The organism is Streptomyces sp. WMMC940 (assembly GCF_027460265.1).
Taxonomy (GTDB): domain Bacteria; phylum Actinomycetota; class Actinomycetes; order Streptomycetales; family Streptomycetaceae; genus Streptomyces.
Genome location: NZ_JAPZBC010000001.1, coordinates 1,274,760 through 1,295,180 on the forward strand (window position 1 = coordinate 1,274,760; position 20,421 = coordinate 1,295,180).

A 20,421-nucleotide genomic window follows, 5' to 3' on the forward strand; every position below is an offset into this window, starting at 1 on the left:
TACGCCTGCCCCGCACGGCTCTGGCGCGCATACCTCTGCCCCGCATACGTGTGATGCGCACGGCTCTGGCGCGCATACGTCCGCCCCGCACGTCCCTGGCGCGCACACGTGTGCCGCGCACACCCCTGATGCGGGGGGTGGCGCTGGTCGCGGCCCTGGCACTGGTCGCGGTGGGCCTGCTGCTGTGGCCGCGGCAGGAACCGGTCCGGGTCACCGCGTACTTCCCCCGGACGGTCGGCATCTACCCGGGCTCGGACGTCCGGGTGCTCGGTGTCCGCATCGGCGAGGTCAAGGAGATCACTCCGGAGGGCCGCCGGGTGCGGGTGGTCCTGGAGTACGGGCCCGAACGGAAGGTGCCCGCCGGGGCGAAGGCCGCGATCATCAACTCGTCGGTGGTCAGCGACCGTTACGTGCAGCTGCTGCCCGTGTACCGGGGCGGCCCGGTGATGCGCGGCGGCGCCGTCATCCCGGAGGAGCGCACGGCCGTACCGGTGGAGCTGGACCGGGTCTTCGAGAGCCTGCACACCACCTCCGAGGCGCTCGGCCCGCGCGGCGCGAACGACGACGGCGCGCTGTCGCGGCTGCTGGGTGTGAGCGCGGACAACCTCCAGGGGCAGGGCGAGGCGATCCACCAGTCGGTGGAGGACCTCTCCCTGGCGGTGACCACCCTGTCGGACGGGCGGCAGGACCTGTTCTCCACCGTCCGCAACCTCCAGGTGTTCACGGCGGCGCTGGCCGCGGACGACAAGAACGTCCGGTCCTTCAACGACAGCCTCGCGAAGGTGGCCGGACAGCTCGCCGCGGAGCGCAAGGACCTTGCGGCGGCGCTGCGACACCTGGGCGTGGCGCTCGCCGACGTATCCGACTTCGTCCGGGCGAACAAGCGGTCGCTGGCGTCGAACGTGGAGGGTCTGAGCAAGGTCACCAAGGTGCTGGTCACCCAGCGCGCCGCGCTCGCGGAGCTGCTGGAGGTCGCCCCGGCCGGGCTGTCGAACCTGCAGAACGCCTACAACCCGTCCGCCGGGACGCTCGACACCCGCAACAACGTCGAGCACCCGCAGGACCCGGCCTCGCTGCTCTGCTCGCTGCTGCGCACGACCGGGGAGGCGAAGGCCAAGGACTGCGGGGACCTGCACAAACTGTTCGAGTCCCTGCCGGAGCTGGAACCGGCCGGCACCCGGGCGGTCTCCGGCACCGGCCCGGTCGACCGGACGCTCGGCGGAATCCTGGAGGCCCGCGCATGAGGACACTGCGCACCGGCACCGCGGCGTGGGCGGCTGCCGGCTCGCTGCTGCTGACGGGCTGTGAGTTCAGCGGTCTGCACGACGTCGCCCTGCCCGGCGGCGCCGCGGCCGACGGCAACGCCTACCGGGTGACCGTCGAGTTCAGGGACGTGCTCGACCTGGTGCCCCAGTCGGCGGTGAAGGTGAACGACGTCACGGTCGGCGCGGTCGAGAAGGTCGAGCTGGACGGCTGGCACGCCCGGGTGCGGCTGCGGGTCGCGGACTCGGTGGCGCTGCCCGCCAACGCGGTGGCCGAGCTGCGGCAGACGAGCATGCTCGGCGAGAAGTACGTGGCGCTGTCCTCACCCGCGGACGCCGCCCCGGCCGGCCGGCTGGAGGACGGCGACCGGATCCCGCTCTCCCGCAGCGGCCGCAACCCGGAGATCGAAGAGGTGCTCTCCGCGCTGTCGGCGCTGCTCAACGGCGGCGGGGTGGCCCAGCTGAAGACCATCACGACCGAGCTCAACAAGGCGCTGGAGGGCCGGGAGAACCGGGTCAAGTCCCTGCTGACCGAGCTGGACACCTTCATCGGGGGTCTCGACGGCCGACGCAAGGAGATCGTCCGGGCGCTGGCCGGCATCGACCGGCTCGCCGAGCGGCTGGCACAGGAGAAGAAGACCATCGCCGGGGCCCTCGACACGGTGCCTCCGGCGCTGAAGGTCCTGGCCGACCAGCGGCGCAGCCTGACGGCCATGCTCACATCGCTGTCGAAGCTGGGGAAGACCGGCAGCCAGGTGATCAACGCGTCGCGGGACGACACCGTCGCGAACCTGAAGAGCCTGCGGCCGATCCTGGAGCAGCTCAACGCGGCAGGTGCCGATCTGCCCAACGCCCTGGAACTGCTGACGACGTATCCGTTCCCGCGGAACGCCGTCGACGCGATCCACGGCGACTACGTCAATCTGAAGATCACCGCCGATCTCGACCTCGCCTCGGTCTACGGCAATCTCGCCGACGAGCCGTCCAGGCCCGGTGTGCCGGAGGTGCCCGGCGTACCGGATCTGCCGGACCCGCCGGAGCTCCCGGACGTGCCCGGCATCCCGGACGTGCCCGGCGTCCCGGCGCCCACGGCGCCGCCGGGCGGGCCGGGCGCGCCTTCCGCCCCGAGCCTCCCGGGCGGCGGAGGCGGTCTGTGCCCGCCGGTGTGCACCACCGGGCACGCGTCGTACGGGAGCGGCGACGGCGACGGACGTCCTCCGGGGGTCGATCTCGCCCTGGCGGAGCTGATGCTGAAGGGGATGCAGCCGTGATCACACGCATGGTCAGGATCCAGCTCGCGGCCTTCGCCGCGGTCACGGCGATCGGCGTGTCGTACGTCGGGGCCCGCTACACCGGCCTGGTGGACGCCGTCCTCGACCGCGGTTACACCGTGCGCGCCGACCTCGCCGACTCGGGCGGGGTGTTCCAGGGCGCCGAGGTCACCTACCGGGGAGTGCCCGTGGGCCGGGTCGGGGAGCTGCGGCTGACCGGGCGGGACGGCGTGTCCGTGGACCTGGACATCGAGGACGGTGCCCGCATCCCGGCGGACACGGTGGCGGTGGTGGCGAACCGCTCCGCGGTCGGCGAGCAGTACGTCGACCTGCAGCCGCGCGGAACGGGCGGCCCGTACCTGCGCGAGGGGAGCGTCATCGCCCGCGGTGACACCCGGGTGCCGCTGCCCACCACCGACGTCGTCCTCAGTCTGGACCGGCTGGTGAACTCGGTCGGCAAGGAGGACCTGCGGATCACGGTAGACGAACTCGGCAGGGCATTCGCGGGCACCGGTCCGGAGCTGAGCAGGCTGGTGGACTCCGGCAACAGCCTGGTCGAGTCGGCGTCCGAGTCGCTGCCGCAGACGATCGCCCTGATCGAGGACTCCCGGAAGGTACTCGGCACCCAGGCCGAACAGGGCTCGGCCATCCGGTCCTTCTCACGGGACCTCGCGGCGCTCACCGCGGAGCTGAAGTCCTCCGACGGTGACATCCGGCGGCTCGTCGGCGCCGGGGCGCCCGCCGCGCAGGAGGTCGACTCGCTGCTCTCGGAGACCCGGCCCCATCTGCCGGTCCTGCTGGGCAACCTGATCAGCGGCGGCCAGATCACGCTGGCCCGGCTGCCCGGTGTGGAACAGGCCCTGGTCACCTTCCCCGTGGTGGTGGCGGGCAGCTGGACGGTGATCCCCGGGGACGGCACCACCCACTTCGGCATGGTGACGAACGCCGACGACCCACCGGCGTGCCGGCAGGGCTACGACACCCGGCGCCGCGACCCCTCGGACACCTCGGACCGGCCCGCGAACACCGCGGCGCGCTGCTCGGCCCCGCGCGGTGGCCCCACCTCGGTCCGCGGCGCGCAGAACGCGCCCGGCTCCTCGGGGCACTCCGGCGGCGGTGCGGGCCCGGCGGCGTACGTCACCCCCTACGACCCGGAGACCGGCGCGGCGGCCGGACCGGACGGAACGGCTGTCGAGATCGGCTCGACGGGCGGCGAACAGAGCGTGTTCGGAAAGGAGTCATGGCAATGGCTGCTCGTGGGACCGATGGCATGACGGACGTGGCGGCGGAGAGCGCGGAGACCCGCGCCTCGGCGGTCACGGCGACAGACGGCGGCAGGACCGCCCCGGCGGCCGACGGCGGGAAGACCGACGCGACGGCCGACGGCGACGGCACCGCACCGGAGACGGACGGACACGGGACCGACCCGTCCGCAGGGACGGCGACAACGGCACACGAGGCGGACGGCAGGCGCGCGGGGCCGGTGGTGAGGACCGTACGGGCGCTGGCACGGCTCGGGGCACGGGCGGCCTCGGCCGCCCGGCACGGCAGGGCGGTGGCCGCCGTTCTCGCGGTGGCGACCGTCGCGACGACGGCGCTGTCCCTGTGGCTCGGACTCCAGGTGTACGAGCAGCGCGCCGACGAGGAGCGCCGCCAGGACATCCTGGCCGCGGCCCGCCGGTCGGCGCTGAACTTCACCTCGCTCGACTACCGGCACTACGAGCGGGACAGCGCGAACGTCCTCAAGGGCGCGACCGGCGACTTCAAGGAGCAGTTCGCGGCACAGACCGCGGAGCTGACCAAGCTCGTCGCCGCGAACAAGTCGGTCTCCCAGGGGCAGGTGCTGGAGGCCGGCGTCGCCCGTGCCGACGAACGCACCGCCAGGGTGCTGGTCGTCGCCGACAGCAAGGTGACGAACTCGGCCGCCCCGGAAGGCCAGTCCCGTACCTACCGGCTCCAGCTCGACCTCGTGCTCGAAGGCGGCCGCTGGCTGACGTCGAACGTCGAGTTCGTCGGCTGACCCGCACCCGCCGTCGCGCCAGTACGCCCCACAGTGAGGAGAATCCCCGTGGCGAACACGACGACCCGCGGCCGTGGCGCCGGCTCCCCCGCCCGGCGCTCGATGACCGCCGCGGCCCGGGCGGCGGCCAAGCGTGCCGAGCAGGCCCAGCAGACCGGGGGCGGCCGGCGGCCGGCGCCCGGCGCGGACACCTCCGGCCCGCCCGGCGACTCCGGCGCCCTGGTGTCCGGACGGACCCTGCGCGCCGAGGACCCCCCGGCCGAGGGCACCGAACCCGACTGGGAGGCACCCGACTGGGAAGAGCCGGAGCGGGAGCCGGGCTCGGGGCCCTCGGCCGGTGCCCCGGCCGGGGAGGACGGCGGCCCACAGGGCCGGCGGTCCCCGCGACGCCGGCTGCTGGTCTGCGCGGTGCTGGCCCTGCTGACCGTCGCCGGGCTGGTCGCGGCGGCCCTCCTGGGCACGGCGTACGCGCACGGCCGGCAGGCCGACGAAGGACGCGCCCGCGCTCTGGCGGCGGCGCGGAAGGCTGCGCCGGCCGTGCTCTCGTACGACCACCGGCATCTGGACCGGGACTTCGCCGCCGCCCGCGGCCATCTCACCGGGCCCTTCCTCGAGGAGTACCGCAGGACGACGACGAAGGTCGTGGCGCCCACGGCGAAGAAGTACCAGGGGGTGGTCACGGCCTCGGTGGTGACGCCGCCCGGCGGCGGCAGCCCCGCCGCCTCGGTGGTGTCGGCGTCGCCGGACCGGGCCGTGGTCCTGCTGTTCGTCAACCAGGTGACGCGGAGTACCCGGGTCGACGGCCCCCGGGTGGATCTGAACCGCGTCCGTATGGAGCTGACCCGCACCTCAGGCGGGTGGAAGGTCAGCGCGGTCGACGCGCTGTAGCGCCGCCGGGGGCCCGGTGCCTCCCGGGTGGACGGGGAACGACCGTGCAGGTCGCCCCCGGTCCACCCGGGAGGCCCTTTTCTTCTCCCCGGCAGACCCGGGGACCCCTTTCGTGCCCCCGGGGGGCCTTTTCGTGCTCTCCGGCGGACCCGGGGGGCCTCTTCCGCCTCCCCGGCAGGCCCGGGCTCCTCGTGCCCGCCCCGGCCGGCGGGGCCCTTCGCGTCCGACCCGCTCCCCCACGACCCGTCCCCGTCCCGTACACCCCGGCCCTCCACGGCCCGCCCCCGGTCGCCCGGACGCGTTTCCGCCGCCTGTACGGCCTCCTCCGTCCGCGCCCGTCCGCCCGGGAACATCTCCGTCGCAGGTCCCGTCCGCGCGAGCCCGCACACCGCTTCCCGAGTCCGCCCGTCCCGGGGCGCCTTCCGTACCGCCGGGAAGCTCCCTGTCGTGCCCGTCGCCCCGTGGGCCCCCGGGCCGCCGGCGGGAAGCGGTCCACATGTCGGTCGGATGACGGCCCGGTCTTGACAGCTCTCACCCCGCCAGGCAATCTTCCATTAAGCAGAAATGAGTTTCCGCAATACGGAAGGAGCGCAACTCCCTCATGGGATACACGGACCAGCGCTTCGATGTGAACCTCTCGATCCTCTTCACGGAACTCCCGCTGCTGGAGCGCCCCGCGGCCGCCGCCGCGGCGGGCTTCACGGCGGTCGAGCTGTGGTGGCCCTGGATCGACACCCCCACGCCCGACCAGAGCGAACTGGACGACCTGCGGCAGGCGCTCAAGAACTCCGGCACCCGGCTGGTGGGCCTGAACTTCTACGCCGGCCGGCTTCCGGGCCCGGACCGCGGCGCCCTCTCCGTGCCCGGTGAGGAGTCGGACCGCTTCCGCGCCAACATCGACGTGGCCGCGGACTTCGCCGCCTCGGTCGGCTGCAAGGCGCTCAACGCCCTGTACGGCAACCGGGTCGAGGGCGCGGATCCGGCGGCACAGGACGAACTCGCCCTGGAGAACCTGGTGACGGCGGCCCGCGCGGCCGACCGGGTGGGCGCGATCCTGCTGATCGAGACCCTGAACAAGCCGGAGTCCCCGCTCTACCCACTGGTGAGCGCGCCCTCCGCGATCGAGGTCGTGGACAAGGTCAACGCCGCCACCGGCCTCGGCAACGCCAAGTTCCTGCTCGACATCTACCACCTGTCGATGAACGGCGAGGACGTCGCAGCCGTCATCGACGCGTACGCGGCGAAGACCGGCCATGTGCAGATCGCGGACAACCCGGGCCGCGGCGCGCCCGGCACCGGCTCCCTGCCGCTCGAGGAGCTGCTGGACCGGCTGAGGAAGGCCGGCTACGACGGCTGGATCGGCCTGGAGTACAAGGCCGGCGACCGTCCGAGCGCCCGGTCCTTCGACTGGCTCCCCAAGGGCGCCCGGCCCGCGCGCTGACCCCCGGCCCGCCGCCCGCCGACTCCCTTTCGTACCACCGCTCCAAGAGAGGCATCCCGATGAGCACCCTCGCAGACTCCTCCCGCTCCTCCCGCCCGAACCTGCCCAAGATCGCGTGGATCGGCCTCGGCATCATGGGCTCGCCCATGTCCGAGAACCTGATCAAGGCGGGCTACCAGGTGACCGGGTACACCCTGGAGCAAGAGAAGCTGGACCGACTCGCGGCCGCCGGCGGCACCGCCGCCGCCTCGATCGCCGAGGCCGTCGGGGACGCCGACGTCGTGATCACCATGGTCCCCGCCTCACCGCAGGTGGAGGCCATCGCGTACGGTCCGGACGGGATCCTGGAGAACGCCAGGCGTGGCGCCCTACTGATCGACATGTCCTCGATCACCCCGCAGACCTCCGTCGACCTGGCGGCGAACGCCGCCGGCAAGGGAATCCGCGTACTGGACGCCCCCGTCTCGGGCGGTGAGGCCGGCGCCGTCGAGGCGGTGCTGTCGATCATGGTCGGCGGCGGGCAGGACGCCTTCGACGAGGCCCGGCCGATCCTCGAGGCCCTGGGCCGGACGATCGTCCTGTGCGGTCCGCACGGCTCCGGCCAGACGGTGAAGGCCGCCAACCAGCTGATCGTCGCCGTCAACATCCAGGCCTGCGCCGAGGCCGTGGTCTTCCTCGAGAAGTCCGGCGTGGACCTGCGGGCGGCCCTGGACGTCCTCAACGGCGGACTGGCCGGCTCCACCGTCCTGACCCGCAAGAAGGACAACTTCCTCGACCGCGACTTCAGGCCGGGCTTCCGCATCGACCTCCACCACAAGGACATGGGCATCGTCACCGACGCCGCCCGCAACGTCGGTGCCGCACTGCCGGTCGGGGCCGTCGTCGCCCAGCTGGTCGCCTCCCTGCGCGCACAGGGCGACGGCGGCCTGGACCACTCGGCACTGCTCCGCGCGGTCGAGCGCCTGTCCGGCTCGCCGGTCGCCTGATCCCGCCGCGAGAGACCGCTCGCCGGTCGCCTGATCCCGCCGCCGGAGACCGCTCGCCGCGCACCCGCCCCCCAGCACGCACCCACCGGGCCACCCGCCCCGCGACACGCTCCCACCCGGGCCACCCGGGCCTGCGGTCCGCCGCGGCCGACCGGGTCCACCCCCGAAGGGACCGTCCACCCCGCTCCGGCCTGGGGTCCCCCGACCCGGGGTCACCATCGACCCCCTCTCAGACGTCCGGGCCGTGGCCGCGCTGACACCTGTCCTGTCGCGCCCAAGCGCAGCCACGGCCCGGATTCACACCCTTGACTTCAACAAACTGTTGACGTTTTCTCGGACGCGTACTTACGCTCCAGACACCTCAGCAGCTCCCGCACGGAAGGCCGCCCTCCCACCCATGACGCAGCGCGTGCTTACGACCGAGTCCGGCGCTCCGGTCGCCGACAACCAGAACTCCGCCACCGCCGGCGTCGGTGGCCCGCTCCTCCTCCAGGACCAGCACCTGCTGGAGAAGCTCGCCCGCTTCAACCGCGAGCGCATCCCGGAGCGAGTCGTCCACGCACGCGGCTCCGGCGCGTACGGCTACTTCGAGGTGACCGACGACGTCGGCGGCTTCACCCGGGCCGGCTTCCTGGACACGGTCGGCAAGCGCACCGAGGTCTTCCTGCGCTTCTCCACCGTCGCCGACTCGCTCGGCGGCGCGGACGCAGTCCGCGACCCGCGGGGCTTCGCGGTGAAGTTCTACACCGAGGAGGGCAACTACGACCTCGTCGGCAACAACACCCCGGTGTTCTTCATCAAGGACCCGGTCAAGTTCCCGGACTTCATCCACTCCCAGAAGCGCGACCCGTTCACCGGCAAGCAGGAGCCGGACAACGTCTGGGACTTCTGGGCCCATGCGCCGGAGGCCACGCACCAGATCACCTGGCTGATGGGCGACCGCGGCATCCCGGCCTCGTACCGCCACATGAACGGCTACGGGTCGCACACCTACCAGTGGACGAACGCCGAGGGCGAGGCCTTCTTCGTCAAGTACCACTTCAAGACGAACCAGGGCATCCGCTGCCTGAGCGGCGAGCAGGCCGCCGAGGTCGCGGGCACGGACCCCAACTCGCACCAGACGGACCTGCTCCAGGCGATCGAGCGCGGCGTGAACCCGTCCTGGACGCTGTACGTCCAGATCATGCCCGCGGCCGAGGCGGCGGACTACCGCTTCAACCCGTTCGACCTCACCAAGGTGTGGCCGCACGCCGACTACCCGCTGCAGCGCGTCGGCCGGCTGGTCCTCGACCGCAACCCGGACAACGTCTTCGCCGAGGTCGAGCAGGCGGCGTTCTCACCGAACAACTTCGTGCCGGGCATCGGGCCCTCGCCGGACAAGATGCTCCAGGGGCGCCTCTTCGCCTATGCGGACGCCCACCGCTACCGTCTCGGCGTCAACCACACCCAGCTCCCGGTGAACGCGCCGAAGGCCGTGCCGGGCGGAGCCGACAACTACGGCCGCGACGGGCTCATGGCCACCCGCAACGGCTCCCGCCACGACAAGAACTACGAGCCCAACTCGTACGCGGGCCCGGTGCAGTCGGACGCCGCCCTGTCGGCCCCGCTGGCACTCTACGGCCACACCGGCACGCACGCCGCACCGCAGCACGCCAAGGACGACGACTTCCACCAGGCCGGTGAGCTCTACCGCCTGATGTCGGAGGAGGAGAAGTCGCGTCTGATCGCGAACATCGCCGGCGGCCTGTCCCAGGTCTCCCGTGACGACGTGATCGAGAAGAACCTCGCCCACTTCCACGCGGCCGACCCGGACTACGGCAGGCGCGTGGAGGCGGCGGTCGCCGCCCTGCGCGAGGACTGAGACTCGGCTCCCCGTCCCCGCCGCGATCGTCTCGACCGCGGCGGCGGACGGGGTGCTGGGACCGAGACCGCGTACGCACGCAGACCGGGAGGTCCCGCCTGCGTACGCCGTCCGAACCGCCGGCCCGGATGAGGGGTGGCCGACGGCGAGGACACGGCGCCGGCCGCACGGCCGGCGCCCGCCGGAGGACCGCGGCGGTGTGCGAGCCGGTGCGGTGGTAAGGGCCGACCCGGCCCCCTTCCAGACCTGAGGGAGGGGCCGTCGGGAGAGCCCATCGCCCCGCCGCGGTCCCGGCGGAACCCCGGCGGCCCGGTCCGAGAAGGCCCTCCCCGACTCGGCTCCGGGCACCCGACCTCAGGGCTCCGCGAGCCTCCGGCTCCGGCTCCGCAGCACCCACGAACCCCGCCCGGCGGCGCGAACGTCCTGTCGCGCCAGCCTCGCACCGTCGGGCGGAACCACCTCCCCGGACCGGGCGGGACGCTCGCGCAAGCGGTACCAGCCCGGAGGGCGCGCACCCGGGACGGGCGGTGCGCCAACGCGCTGCCGCCCCGGGTACGGGCCGGCGGACGGTTCACCGGCCGGGCCCCCTACGATGAGCCCATGACCCGCCGCACGACGAGCCGCACGCGCCCCGCAGGGCGTGGGCTCGCGCTGCTGGTGCTGGCGGTACTGGCGGGCGTACTGGGCATGCACGCCCTGGCGCCCGCCGGGGTTCCCGGGTCCCAGGCACGGGCGCACGGCGCTGCGACCACCGTCCACACCTCGACCGTCCACACCTCGCCCGCCCACGGGCAGTCCGCCCACGCGCAATCCGTGCCCGAGCCGTCCGTACCCGAGGCCGGTCCGGGCTGTTCGCACACGGACGGTGGGGCGGACCACCTCGACCACACGGACGGGACGTGCGCCGCAGCGGGGGTCGGCTCCCCGTACGCACCCCCGGAGCCTGCCGCCGCGCTCGGTGCCCCGCCCTCGGTCGCGACGCCGAACGGGGCCGGTCGCACACCCCCGGACGGGCGGGCCCCGCCCGATCTGGCCGAACTGCAACTCCTGCGCATATAGGGCACGCGGCACGGCGCCTCCCGTTTCGCGCCCCGGCCCGGGCGGTGAGCGGCGCCGCGCCTCCGCACGCCCTCGTTCCCGCGATCCCGCGCGTCCGATCCAGGTCGCGCGTCAAGGAGTTGCACCAGCATGACCAGCAAGCATTCCCCTGCCCGACGTACCGTCGCCATGGCCGCCGCCGGCGCGGCCGCCTTCGTCCTGGCCTCGTGCGGCGGCGGCACCGACACGTCGAGCGGCCACGGCGGGCACGCGGCGGCGACCCCGCCCGCCGCGGCCTCCGCCCCGCGAGGGCGGCACAACGCGGCCGACGTCGCCTTCGCCAACGGCATGATCCCCCACCACCGACAGGCGGTGGAGATGGCGGAGCTCGCGGCGGCCCGAGCGGAATCGGCCGAGGTGAGGAAGCTCGCCGAGGACATCCGGAAGGCCCAGGGCCCGGAGATCAGGACGCTGTCCGGCTGGCTGTCCTCATGGGGCGAGGACGTCCCCGCGGAGGACGGTGCGGACCATGCCGCACACGGCGCAGAAGGGATGATGAGCCCCCGGGAGATGGCCCGACTGGAGCAGTCCTCGGGCAAGGCGTTCGACACCGCCTTCATGGAGTTGATGATCGAGCACCACGAAGGCGCGGTGGCCATGGCCGAGGCCGAGCGCGCCGGCGGCGCCGACGCGGCCGCGAAGCAGATGGCGGGCGACATCATCACCGCGCAGACCGGCGAGATCTCACTGATGAGGAAGCTGCTCGGCCGGGGCTGACCCCCGCGGCGGGGAGGGGGCCGGCGGGCCCCCTCCCCGTTCTTTTCGACCATTCCCGGAATACCCCAGGCCGCCGGATCCGTCCGTCGACCCATGGCCGTGCGCCGGTCCTTGTCCGTGCCGCTGCCGGGACGACCGCGCCGAGTCGCCGTGGCCACCCTGCCGCCCGCCGCCCGTGCGGAAGACGCCTCACCGCGCTCCACGCCGGTACGCGGCCGGCCGCGGGCACCCCGGACGGCGGGGCGGCGCCCCCTCGGCTGCCGCGCACCGAACCGGACGGGGATCGTCGGCGACACGTTCCAGGACTCGCCCTCCCCGCGCTCGGCCGCCGCCACGAGTTCGCTCGGGCCGGAAGGCCCGCTTCCCGGCGCACCGTCGCTCCGGCGTGCAGCCGGGAAGGCGGAACCACGCGGACGCGGCCGTCCTCAGTCCGCCGGGGGGAAGCCCCTCAGGCGCAGGCTGTTGCCGACGACGAAGACCGACGAGAAGGCCATCGCCGCGCCCGCGATCATCGGGTTCAGCAGTCCCGCCGCGGCGAGCGGAAGCGCGGCGACGTTGTAGGCGAACGCCCAGAAGAGGTTGCCCTTGATCGTGCCGAGCGTCCTGCGGGACAGCCGGATCGCGTCCGCCGCCGCCCTCAGGTCGCCGCGCACCAGCGTCAGGTCGCCCGCCTCGATGGCGGCGTCGGTTCCGGTACCCATGGCCAGGCCGAGGTCGGCCTGGGCGAGCGCGGCAGCGTCGTTGACCCCGTCGCCGACCATGGCCACCGTCCGGCCCTCCTCCTGCAGGCGCCGCACCACGTCGACCTTGTCCTCGGGCATGACCTCGGCGACGACCCGCTCGATGCCGACCTCCGCCGCGACCGCCTCGGCGACGGCCTTGTTGTCGCCGGTCAGCAGGATCGGCGTCAGCCCGAGGGCCCGCAGTCGCCGCACCGCCTCGGCGCTCGTCGGCCTGACCGCGTCGGCGACCTCCAGGACCGCCCGGGCCTCGCCGTCCCAGGCCACGACGATCACGGTCCGGCCCGCTGCCTCCGCCTCCGTTCCGGCCCGCTCCAGTTCGGCCGGGAGCACGATGGACCACTCGGCGAGAAGGCGTTCGCGGCCGACGAGGACGGCATGCCCGGCGACCACGCCCCGCACGCCGAGGCCGGGGACGTTCACGAAGTCCTCGGGTGCGGGGAGCGCCCCGACCCGCTCGGCCGCTCCGGTCGCCACGGCCTGGGCGATGGGGTGCTCGGAGGCGTGTTCCAGCGCCCCGGCCAGCCGCAGGGCCTCGGACTCGTCGGTCCCTTCCGCGGTGTGGACCCCGAGGAGGGTCATCCTCCCGGTGGTCACGGTGCCGGTCTTGTCGAGGACGATCGTGTCGGCCCTGCGCGTGTTCTCCAGGACCTCGGGCCCCTTGATCAGGATGCCGAGCTGCGCGCCGCGCCCCGTGCCCACCATGAGCGCGGTGGGCGTGGCGAGACCCAGCGCGCAGGGGCAGGCGATGATCAGGACGGCGACCGCGGCGGTGAACGCGGCCGTCCATCCAGCCCCGCTGCCGAGCCAGAAGCCGAGCGTGCCCACGGCCAGGACCATGACGGCGGGCACGAACACGGCGGAGATCCGGTCGGCCAGCCGCTGCGCCGCGGCCTTGCCGTTCTGCGCGTCCTCGACCAGCTTCGCCATGCGCGCCAACTGGGTGTCCGCGCCGACCCGGCGGGCCTCGACGACGAGCCGGCCGCCGGCGTTGAGGGTGGCTCCGGTGACGGGGTCGCCGACGGACACCTCCACGGGTACGGACTCGCCGGTGAGCATGGACGCGTCCACGGCGGAGGAGCCTTCGACGACGGTGCCGTCGGTGGCGATCTTCTCTCCCGGGCGCACCAGGAAGCGGTCGCCCACGGCCAGTTCGGCGACGGGGACCAGCCGTTCCCCACCGCCGCGCAGCACGGTCACGTCCTTCGCGCCGAGCTCCATCAGGGCCTTCAGCGCGGCGCCGGCCCTGCGCTTGGAGCGGGCTTCGAAGTACCGGCCGGCCAGGATGAACGCGGTCACGCCGGCGGCGGCTTCGAGGTAGATGTTGCCGGCGCCGTCGGTGCGGGTGATGGTCGGCTCGAAGCCGTGGGTCATGCCCGGCTCACCCGCGGTGCCGAAGAACAGGGCCCACAGCGACCACAGGAACGCCGCCGAGGTGCCGACCGAGACGAGGGTGTCCATGGTGGCGGCCCCGTGCCGGGCGTTGGTGAGGGCGGCGCGGTGGAACGGCCAGGCCGCGTACGTGACCACGGGCGCGGCCAGGGTCAGCGAGAGCCACTGCCAGTACTCGATCTGCAGGGCCGGGACCATCGCCATGGCCACGACGGGCACCGACAGCACCACCGCGGTGACCAGTCGCTGCCGCAGCGTCCGCAGCCCGCCCTCCTCCCCCGTCCCGGCGTCACCGGGTTCGGTACGGGTGCGGGGCGGCGGGGGCTCGGTCGCGGTGTAGCCGGTCGCCTCGACGGTGGCGATCAGATCGCGGACGGAGACCTCGTCGTCGCGGTAGGAGATCTTCGCCTTCTCGGTGGCGTAGTTGACCGTGGCCTCCACACCGTCCATGCGGTTGAGCTTCTTCTCCACACGGGCGGCGCACGAGGCGCAGGTCATGCCGCCGATCGCGAGTTCGACCTCGGCGGTGCCGTGGACCGTGGCAGTCATCCCTGCTCCTGAGCTCGTGGATGGGGCGGGCCGGCCGCCGGCGGGGCTCCCCTCGTCCGGCGCCCGATCCTCCCGGGAACTATACCCCCTAGGGGTACGCTTCGACGTCCATACACACCCCCCACCCGTATCCGACCGCAAGCGCCTTCCAGGACCCGGGAGGAGCCGCGGCTTCTCACCGCCTCAGGCAATCCGCTCACCCCGGCGTCGCATCGCGCTGGGGCCGCCGACGGCATCCGCAGCGCCCCGGTCGACCCGCCCGCCCACCGGGCCGGCCCGGCGAGCCGGGCGTCGCGGGCACCACGACGGCCGCCCGAGCGGCCGGGCCGGCCGCCTGAGTGGTCGGGCCGTCGCCGCCCTCCGACACTGGACCTGAGGACACCACACACGACGGCCGGGCACGAGCGCCGCCCCGTACCCGACCGGCCAGGACACGGCGCTCAGGAGGCGACGGCATGGGTACGTTCTCACCCGGCTTCCACGGTCGCGGACGCGGCCTGGCGGAGAAGCTGCCTCCAGGGCAGTACCCGACGGAGTCGTTCCCGGTGCTGTCCGCAGGCCCCACACCCCGTGTGCCGACCGAGACCTGGACCTTCACCGTGACGACGGAGAACGGCGACTCCCGCGGCTGGACGTGGGACGAGATGATGTCGCTGCCCCAGGAGGACACGGTCCACGACATCCACTGCGTGACGCGGTGGTCCAAGTTCGGCACCCCGTGGCGGGGCGTCCCGGTCGACGCCTTCCTGGAGGACGTCGAGACCGCCGCCGACCACGCCGTGGCCGTCAGCCACGGCGGCTACACCACGAACCTTCCGCTGGAGGACCTCCTCGACGGCAGGGCATGGGTCGTCCACACCTACGACGGCTTCCCGCTGTCCCCCGAACACGGCGGCCCCGCGCGGCTGCTGGTGCCGCACCTGTACTTCTGGAAGTCGGCCAAGTGGGTGCGGGAACTGCGGCTCACGATCGAGGACGAGCCCGGTTTCTGGGAGAGCGTCGGTTACCACAACTACGGCGACCCCTGGCGCGAGCAGCGCACCTGGGACGACTGACGATGGCCGCCGACTGGCGCCGCGCCCACCTCGTGGAGCGCCTGCCGCAGACCCCCACCGCCCGCTCGCTGACCTTCAGCGTGCCGGGCTGGCCCGGTCACCTGGCCGGCCAGCACGTGGACGTGCGGCTCACCGCCGACGACGGCTACCAGGCCGCACGCAGCTACTCCCTCGCGGCGCCGGCCGACGGGGAACGCATCGAACTGGGCGTGCAGGCCGTCGCCGACGGGGAGGTCTCGCCCTACCTCGCCGACGGCCTCCCGCTGGGCGCCGACGTGGAGGTGCGCGGACCGCTCGGCCACTGGTTCGTCTGGCGGCCCGGGCAGACCGGTCCGGTGCTCCTGGTGGGCGGCGGATCGGGCGTCGTCCCGCTGACCGCCATGATCCGCGCCCACCGCGAGGCGGAGTCCCCCGTCGGCTTCCAGCTGGTGTACTCGGTGCGCACCCCCGAGGACTTCTGGTACCGCGACCTGCTCACCGGCGGGGCGGACCGGCTGGACCTCGACGTCCTCTACACCCGCCGTGCACCGCCGGACACCGCCCGCGCGCCGGGCCGCGTCTCGGCCGCCGACCTGCGCGGACACGTCTCGCGGCTCGCGGGAGCCGGGACCGTCTTCGTGTGCGGCCCCACGGCGTTCGTCGAAGCCGTCAGCGACCACCTCGTGGACCTGGGACGCGCCCCCGCCACGATCCGTACCGAGCGATTCGGCTGACGGCGGCTCGCGCCTCGCCTCGACCGAACCCATCACCTCATCCGGGAGGCCCACCATGGAAGACACGCCCCTCCACCGCGACGGGAACTGGCTGGCCGGCCCGCTCTCGGAAGTCCTCTCCGTCGAGCCCACCCAGGCGTGGTGGCGCTGCCCCACATGCGCCATGGCCGGCCCTCTCGCCCAACTCCACGTCTACGGGCCCGAGCCGGGCCTCACCGCCCGCTGTCCCGGCTGTGCCCGGGTCGCCCTGAGACTCGTGAAGGAGGCCGACCACATCTGGCTTACCCTGGGCGGCGCGACGGGCGCCTTCCGCTTCCGTACCGCCTGAGCTCCGCGGGAGAGTCCCCGTCCGGCGTGGACACCGGGGCGCCCGGTTCACGCACGGCGGATGCCACGGGCTCCGGCCCACGGGCGCGGGCTGCCGTACGGGGTGCTCCCGGCCCGGCCGCGGTGAGCCGCGGCTCAGGGCATCCCGCCGAAGTCGTCCCCCACCGTCAGCGTGACCAGGCCCTCGGGCGCGTCGGCGCGCTCCGCCACGGGGGTTCCGGGCAGCCGCGAGGCCAGGGCACGGGCCTGCTCTCCGAGCCCCGCCGGGTGAGTGACGGAGGTCCGGGCCGCAGCCGCTGACGCGTCGCCGGTTCCGGTGACGGTGAATCCGGCCCGGCGCAGCGCCTGGGCGGCCTCCCAGGCGAGACCCGGCGTGCCGGTGCCGTCGAGCACCCGCACCCGGACGGTGCTCGCGTACAGGGGCTTCTCCCCGGCGGCGGCGACGGTCTCCTCGCGGACCTCCCGGTCCCGGGCGAGTGCCGTGAACAGATCGGCGGCCGCCGGGTACTGCCAGACGACGTTCGCCGCGTCGGACGGCACGTCCATGCTGCGGGGGTAGTTGGGCACGGTCACGAACGTCAACCGGCCGGGCGGGATCGCCTTGAGCCGGGAGACGAGACCGTACAGGGGCTGGATCCCGGCGAGCGCCTTGTCCGTGGTGAGCGACTTGGTGGCGGACTCCAGCAGCCCGTACATCGCGCCGGGGCTGGTCAGCTTCTGCTGGGCCCGGTCGGCCAGGGCGCGCATGAACTCCTGCTGCCGGCCGATGCGTCCGAGGTCGGAGCCGTCGCCGACGCCGTAGCGGGCGCGTACGTAGCCGAGCGCCTCCTCGTCCCGCACGGTCTGGCAACCGGCGGGGATGTCGAGGCGGGCCTTCGCGTCACGGATCGCGGCCGTGGGGCAGACCTCCATCCCGTCGAGGGCGTTGACCATGCCCTTGAACCCCTGGAAGTCCACCGACATGAAGTGGTCGATGCGCAGTCCGGTGTTCTGCTCGACCGTCTTGATCGCGCAGGCGGCGGCGCCCGCGACCTCGCCGCCGGAGCCCCCGATCGCGAACGCCTCGTTGATCTTGGCGTGGTGGGGGCTCGAGGTGCCGCCGTCGCCGCGGTCGCACGCCGGCACCTTCACCCACGAGTCGCGGGGGAAGGACACCACGGTCGCCCACTTCCGGCTCGCCGCGAGGTGAAGGAGCATCAGCGTGTCGGACCGCATGGTGGTCAGATCCCTGCCGTACCGGGCATTGGCCCCGGCCCGGGAGTCGGAACCGACCACGAGGATGTTCTTGGAACCGGGACTCATATTGGGCGGGCGGTCGTCGCCGATCCTGTCGTCCACGTCCGCGGACCGGATGTTGCCCTGCAGGTCCCGGTAGACCCAGACGCCGGCGGCCGTGGCGACGGCGAGCAGTACCGCGAGTGCCGCCACGCCCCTCGGTGTCCTCCGGCGGCGCCGGGCAGGGCCGCCGACCGGGCCTCGCTGCCGGCTCCGCCCGCCGGCCGCCACCGGCCGCCCCCGTCCCGTCCTCGACGGGGGCTGCCGGGTCGTCCGGGAAGGCCGGGCTGACGCGGCCCGGGGCCGCGTTCCCGCGGGAGGCGGGGGCGTCGCAGGAGAGGGGCCCGCCGGGGGCTGCCCGGGCGCATCGCTCACGTCGAAGTTCCTCCACTGCCCGGGCGGATCGGCGCCCGCCCGTCGTCGGCACGTGCTCTCGGCGGACGGGAAGGTCCAAGCACTGTACTTCCGTGTAGAAGGCATCGGGCCACGACGACACCCGGGCCGCGCAAGGCAGGCGGGGTGCGGGGCCGACGGCCGCTCGCGAGCTCCCCCTTCGGAATCGTCCGCACGGAGCACGGCGGCGCGGTGCACGGGCGGGACGGCGACGCCGGGGACGGCAGCGGCCCCGCCCTTACGGACGCGCGTCGCCCGCCGGGGCGCGGAGGCGTGGGGAGGCACGGCATCAGGAAGTCGTGAAGACTGCCGTAACACGGCAATGAAATCCGCCCGGCGCGCATGGGACGATGCGTCCATCGGGGCGTTCAAGGAACAGGGGGGTCTGCTGGTATGGGTTTGTTTCTCGGTCTCGGCATCGTGGGCATCGTCCTGCTGGCGCTCTCACTCGTCCTCGACGGAGTGCTGGAAGGTGTCCTCGGCGGCGTGCTGGACGGCCTGTTCGACGGCTGGCTCTCGCTTCCGGTGATCGCCGGCTTCACCTCGATGCTCGGGTTCACCGGCGCGATCGTGCTGGGCACGACGGGCCTGGGCCCGACCGCCGCCACGGTGGCGGGAGTTCTCGCCGGCCTGCTCGCGGCCCGGCTGACCTGGCTGCTCAGCCGCGTGCTCATGCGGGACCGGAGCGCCGCCGCCCCGCGGGGCGACGACCTCCTCGGCACCGGAGGGTCCGTGGTGACGGCCATCCCGGCCGGCGGCTACGGCGAAGTGCTGCTGCGCGTGGCCGGTCAGCCCGTGAAGTTCGCCGCCAGGTCCACCACGCCCGTCCCGCGGGGCGCGGAGGTCTGGGTGGAGGCCGCCCTGTCGGCCACCTCCGTCCTCGTACGCCCCGTCGAGCGCTGACGTTCCGTCACGGCGCCCGTCCCGTTCGACATTCGACACCTGATCTGCCGCCCTCCGGGAGGCAGGGGGGAGCACCATGAGTCCAGTCGTCATCGCCGTGGTGGGAGTCGCCGTACTCCTCGTCCTGCTGGCCCTCGTCGTCATCACGCGATACAAGGTCGCAGGCCCCAGTGAGGCGTTCATCATCACCGGCCGGCGCGGCAAGGAGGCCACCGATCCCGAGACCGGGCGGGTCTTCACCGACAACAGCGGCCAGAAGGTCGTCGTCGGCGGCGGCGTGTTCGTCGTGCCCTTCGTGCAGCAGAGGTTCACCCTCGACCTCTCCAGCAGGCACATCCCCGTCGCCGTCCGGGGCGCGGTGACGCTGCGTGGCATCAAGGCCAACCTGGAGGGCGTGGCGATCGTCAAGGTCGGCGGGAGCGAGGACTCGATCCGGGCCGCCGCCCAGCGGTTCCTCGTCCAGCAGGACGGAATCGTCGGCTTCACCCAGGAGGTGCTCTCCGGCGCGCTGCGCTCCATCGTCGGCCGGATGTCGGTGGAGGACATCATCCGGGACCGGGCCGCCTTCGCCGGCCAGGTCGCGGAGGAGGCCGAGGCCAGCCTCTCGGGACAGGGCCTCGTGCTGGACGCGTTCCAGATCCAGGACATCACCACCGAGGGCTCCTACCTCGAGGACCTCGGACGCCCGGAGGCGGCGCGGGCCAAGCAGGAGGCCGACATCGCCGAGGCGGTGGCCCGGCGGGCGTCGGAGCAGGCGCGGCTGAAGGCCGAGGAGGAGATCGCCGTCGCGCAGCGGACGTTCGCCCTCAAGCAGGCCGAGATCAAGGCGGAGACGGACGAGGCGGCGGCGAAGGCCGCCGCGGCCGGGCCGCTCGCCGAGGCCGACCGGCAGCAGGAGATCCTCAGCCAGCAGGAGAAGGTCGCGGAACGCCGGGCGGCCCTGACCGACAGGGAACTCGACACACAGGTCCGCAAGCCGGCCGACGCGGCCCGGTACCAGGCCGAGCAGGAGGCCGAGGCGCGTCGTGTCGCCCTGGTGAAGCAGGCCGAGGCCGATGCCCAGCGCGCCCGGCTGACCGGTGAGGGCGAGAAGGCGCACCGCGCGGCGCTCGCCGACGCGGTCCGTATCGAGGGCGAGGCGGAGGCCGCGGCGATCGCCGCCAAGGGGTCCGCCGAGGCGGAGGCCATGCAGAAGAAGGCAGACGCCTTCGACCGGTACGGCGACGCCGCGGTGCTGCAGATGCTCGTCGAGGTACTGCCGCAGGTGGTCGGCAAGGCCGCCGAACCGCTCGGCGCGATCGACAAGATGACCGTCATCTCCACCGACGGCGCCGGCAAGCTGCCGCGAGCCGTGGCGGACAACGTCGCCCAGGGACTGGAACTCCTGGGTTCCACCACGGGGGTCGACCTCGCCGAGCTGCTGCGGGGCATCACCCAGAAGGGTCCGAAGCCGGAGCCCGCCAAGGCCGTGGAGAACGGGTCGGTGCCGATCACCTGAGCCGGACCACGGGCCGGCGGGACGGCGAGCCG

17 protein-coding genes are annotated in these 20,421 nt (G+C 73.6%); 15 read left to right on the forward strand and 2 right to left on the reverse strand.

Annotation, left to right across the window (positions count from 1 at the left end):
- Nucleotides 1-128 precede the first annotated feature (128 nt).
- The 10 genes from O7595_RS05725 to O7595_RS05770 all read left to right on the forward strand — a co-directional run bounded on the left by O7595_RS05725 (nucleotide 129) and on the right by O7595_RS05770 (nucleotide 11,544).
- The gene (locus O7595_RS05725; protein WP_269732378.1) at nucleotides 129-1,244 is read left to right on the forward strand and encodes an MCE family protein; all 1,116 of its coding nucleotides are present in this window, start codon (nucleotides 129-131) and stop codon (nucleotides 1,242-1,244) included.
- Nucleotides 1,241-2,533, forward strand: a complete 1,293-nt coding sequence (locus O7595_RS05730; RefSeq protein ID WP_269727639.1) for an MCE family protein — start codon at nucleotides 1,241-1,243, stop codon at nucleotides 2,531-2,533. Before O7595_RS05725 ends, O7595_RS05730 begins: the two co-directional genes overlap by 4 nt.
- Entirely contained in the window at nucleotides 2,530-3,807 is a 1,278-nt protein-coding gene (locus O7595_RS05735) for an MCE family protein (RefSeq protein ID WP_269727640.1), read from the forward strand. The genes O7595_RS05730 and O7595_RS05735 overlap by 4 nt, the downstream gene beginning before the upstream one ends.
- Entirely contained in the window at nucleotides 3,780-4,553 is a 774-nt protein-coding gene (locus O7595_RS33625; protein ID WP_332328122.1) for a hypothetical protein, read from the forward strand. The genes O7595_RS05735 and O7595_RS33625 overlap by 28 nt, the downstream gene beginning before the upstream one ends.
- Before the next feature lie 48 nt (nucleotides 4,554-4,601).
- A complete protein-coding gene (locus tag O7595_RS05745; protein ID WP_269727641.1) occupies nucleotides 4,602-5,441 on the forward strand; it encodes a hypothetical protein in 840 nt (279 codons plus the stop codon).
- Between the two features lie 601 nt (nucleotides 5,442-6,042).
- Nucleotides 6,043-6,882: a TIM barrel protein gene (locus O7595_RS05750; protein ID WP_269727642.1), complete on the forward strand. Its 840-nt coding sequence runs from the start codon at nucleotides 6,043-6,045 to the stop codon at nucleotides 6,880-6,882.
- A 59-nt stretch (nucleotides 6,883-6,941) separates the two neighbouring features.
- Nucleotides 6,942-7,868, forward strand: coding sequence for a 2-hydroxy-3-oxopropionate reductase (locus tag O7595_RS05755; RefSeq protein WP_269727643.1), 927 nt, complete (start codon nucleotides 6,942-6,944; stop codon nucleotides 7,866-7,868).
- A 397-nt stretch (nucleotides 7,869-8,265) separates the two neighbouring features.
- On the forward strand, nucleotides 8,266-9,729 hold the full coding sequence (locus tag O7595_RS05760; RefSeq protein ID WP_269727644.1) for a catalase: 1,464 nt from the start codon (nucleotides 8,266-8,268) through the stop codon (nucleotides 9,727-9,729).
- Nucleotides 9,730-10,329: 600 nt separating this feature from the next.
- The gene (locus O7595_RS05765; RefSeq protein WP_269727645.1) at nucleotides 10,330-10,788 is read left to right on the forward strand and encodes a DUF6153 family protein; all 459 of its coding nucleotides are present in this window, start codon (nucleotides 10,330-10,332) and stop codon (nucleotides 10,786-10,788) included.
- A 129-nt stretch (nucleotides 10,789-10,917) separates the two neighbouring features.
- Complete coding sequence (locus tag O7595_RS05770) at nucleotides 10,918-11,544, forward strand: DUF305 domain-containing protein (RefSeq protein ID WP_269727646.1); 627 nt, start codon at nucleotides 10,918-10,920, stop codon at nucleotides 11,542-11,544.
- 425 nt (nucleotides 11,545-11,969) lie between these two features.
- Here O7595_RS05770 and O7595_RS05775 read toward each other — a convergent pair whose 3' ends face one another.
- Nucleotides 11,970-14,225, reverse strand: coding sequence for a heavy metal translocating P-type ATPase (locus tag O7595_RS05775; protein ID WP_269727647.1), 2,256 nt, complete (start codon nucleotides 14,223-14,225; stop codon nucleotides 11,970-11,972).
- 455 nt (nucleotides 14,226-14,680) lie between these two features.
- Here O7595_RS05775 and O7595_RS05780 point away from each other — a divergent pair, with 455 nt between their 5' ends.
- Genes O7595_RS05780 through O7595_RS05790 form a run of 3 tightly spaced genes read left to right on the forward strand, consistent with a single transcriptional unit; the run spans nucleotide 14,681 to nucleotide 16,321 of the window.
- A complete protein-coding gene (locus O7595_RS05780) occupies nucleotides 14,681-15,280 on the forward strand; it encodes a molybdopterin-dependent oxidoreductase (protein WP_269727648.1) in 600 nt (199 codons plus the stop codon).
- A 2-nt stretch (nucleotides 15,281-15,282) separates the two neighbouring features.
- On the forward strand, nucleotides 15,283-15,993 hold the full coding sequence (locus O7595_RS05785; protein WP_269727649.1) for an FAD-binding oxidoreductase: 711 nt from the start codon (nucleotides 15,283-15,285) through the stop codon (nucleotides 15,991-15,993).
- Nucleotides 15,994-16,048: 55 nt separating this feature from the next.
- Nucleotides 16,049-16,321 (forward strand): DUF6510 family protein, encoded by a 273-nt coding sequence (locus tag O7595_RS05790; RefSeq protein ID WP_269727650.1) that lies wholly within the window; start codon nucleotides 16,049-16,051, stop codon nucleotides 16,319-16,321.
- Nucleotides 16,322-16,455: 134 nt separating this feature from the next.
- On the opposite strand, the gene O7595_RS05795 is transcribed toward O7595_RS05790, so the two are convergent.
- Entirely contained in the window at nucleotides 16,456-17,826 is a 1,371-nt protein-coding gene (locus O7595_RS05795; RefSeq protein ID WP_443071565.1) for an LCP family protein, read from the reverse strand.
- Between the two features lie 555 nt (nucleotides 17,827-18,381).
- Here O7595_RS05795 and O7595_RS05800 point away from each other — a divergent pair.
- On the forward strand, nucleotides 18,382-18,891 hold the full coding sequence (locus O7595_RS05800; protein WP_269727652.1) for a hypothetical protein: 510 nt from the start codon (nucleotides 18,382-18,384) through the stop codon (nucleotides 18,889-18,891).
- 76 nt (nucleotides 18,892-18,967) lie between these two features.
- Entirely contained in the window at nucleotides 18,968-20,389 is a 1,422-nt protein-coding gene (locus O7595_RS05805; RefSeq protein ID WP_269727653.1) for a flotillin family protein, read from the forward strand.
- The last annotated feature ends 32 nt before the right edge of the window (nucleotides 20,390-20,421 follow it).

Bases quoted from the DNA above. Each gene is read 5' to 3' on its own strand.
- O7595_RS05780 (WP_269727648.1), top strand. From the start codon at position 14,681: ATGGGTACGTTCTCACCCGGCTTCCACGGTCGCGGACGCGGCCTGGCG.
- O7595_RS05800 (WP_269727652.1), top strand. From the start codon at position 18,382: ATGGGTTTGTTTCTCGGTCTCGGCATCGTGGGCATCGTCCTGCTGGCG.
- O7595_RS33625 (WP_332328122.1), top strand. From the start codon at position 3,780: ATGGCTGCTCGTGGGACCGATGGCATGACGGACGTGGCGGCGGAGAGC.
- O7595_RS05775 (WP_269727647.1), bottom strand. From the start codon at position 14,225: ATGACTGCCACGGTCCACGGCACCGCCGAGGTCGAACTCGCGATCGGC.
- O7595_RS05750 (WP_269727642.1), top strand. From the start codon at position 6,043: ATGGGATACACGGACCAGCGCTTCGATGTGAACCTCTCGATCCTCTTC.
- O7595_RS05805 (WP_269727653.1), top strand. From the start codon at position 18,968: ATGAGTCCAGTCGTCATCGCCGTGGTGGGAGTCGCCGTACTCCTCGTC.
- O7595_RS05785 (WP_269727649.1), top strand. From the start codon at position 15,283: ATGGCCGCCGACTGGCGCCGCGCCCACCTCGTGGAGCGCCTGCCGCAG.
- O7595_RS05790 (WP_269727650.1), top strand. From the start codon at position 16,049: ATGGAAGACACGCCCCTCCACCGCGACGGGAACTGGCTGGCCGGCCCG.
- O7595_RS05725 (WP_269732378.1), top strand. From the start codon at position 129: ATGCGGGGGGTGGCGCTGGTCGCGGCCCTGGCACTGGTCGCGGTGGGC.
- O7595_RS05755 (WP_269727643.1), top strand. From the start codon at position 6,942: ATGAGCACCCTCGCAGACTCCTCCCGCTCCTCCCGCCCGAACCTGCCC.
- O7595_RS05770 (WP_269727646.1), top strand. From the start codon at position 10,918: ATGACCAGCAAGCATTCCCCTGCCCGACGTACCGTCGCCATGGCCGCC.
- O7595_RS05765 (WP_269727645.1), top strand. From the start codon at position 10,330: ATGACCCGCCGCACGACGAGCCGCACGCGCCCCGCAGGGCGTGGGCTC.
- O7595_RS05760 (WP_269727644.1), top strand. From the start codon at position 8,266: ATGACGCAGCGCGTGCTTACGACCGAGTCCGGCGCTCCGGTCGCCGAC.
- O7595_RS05730 (WP_269727639.1), top strand. From the start codon at position 1,241: ATGAGGACACTGCGCACCGGCACCGCGGCGTGGGCGGCTGCCGGCTCG.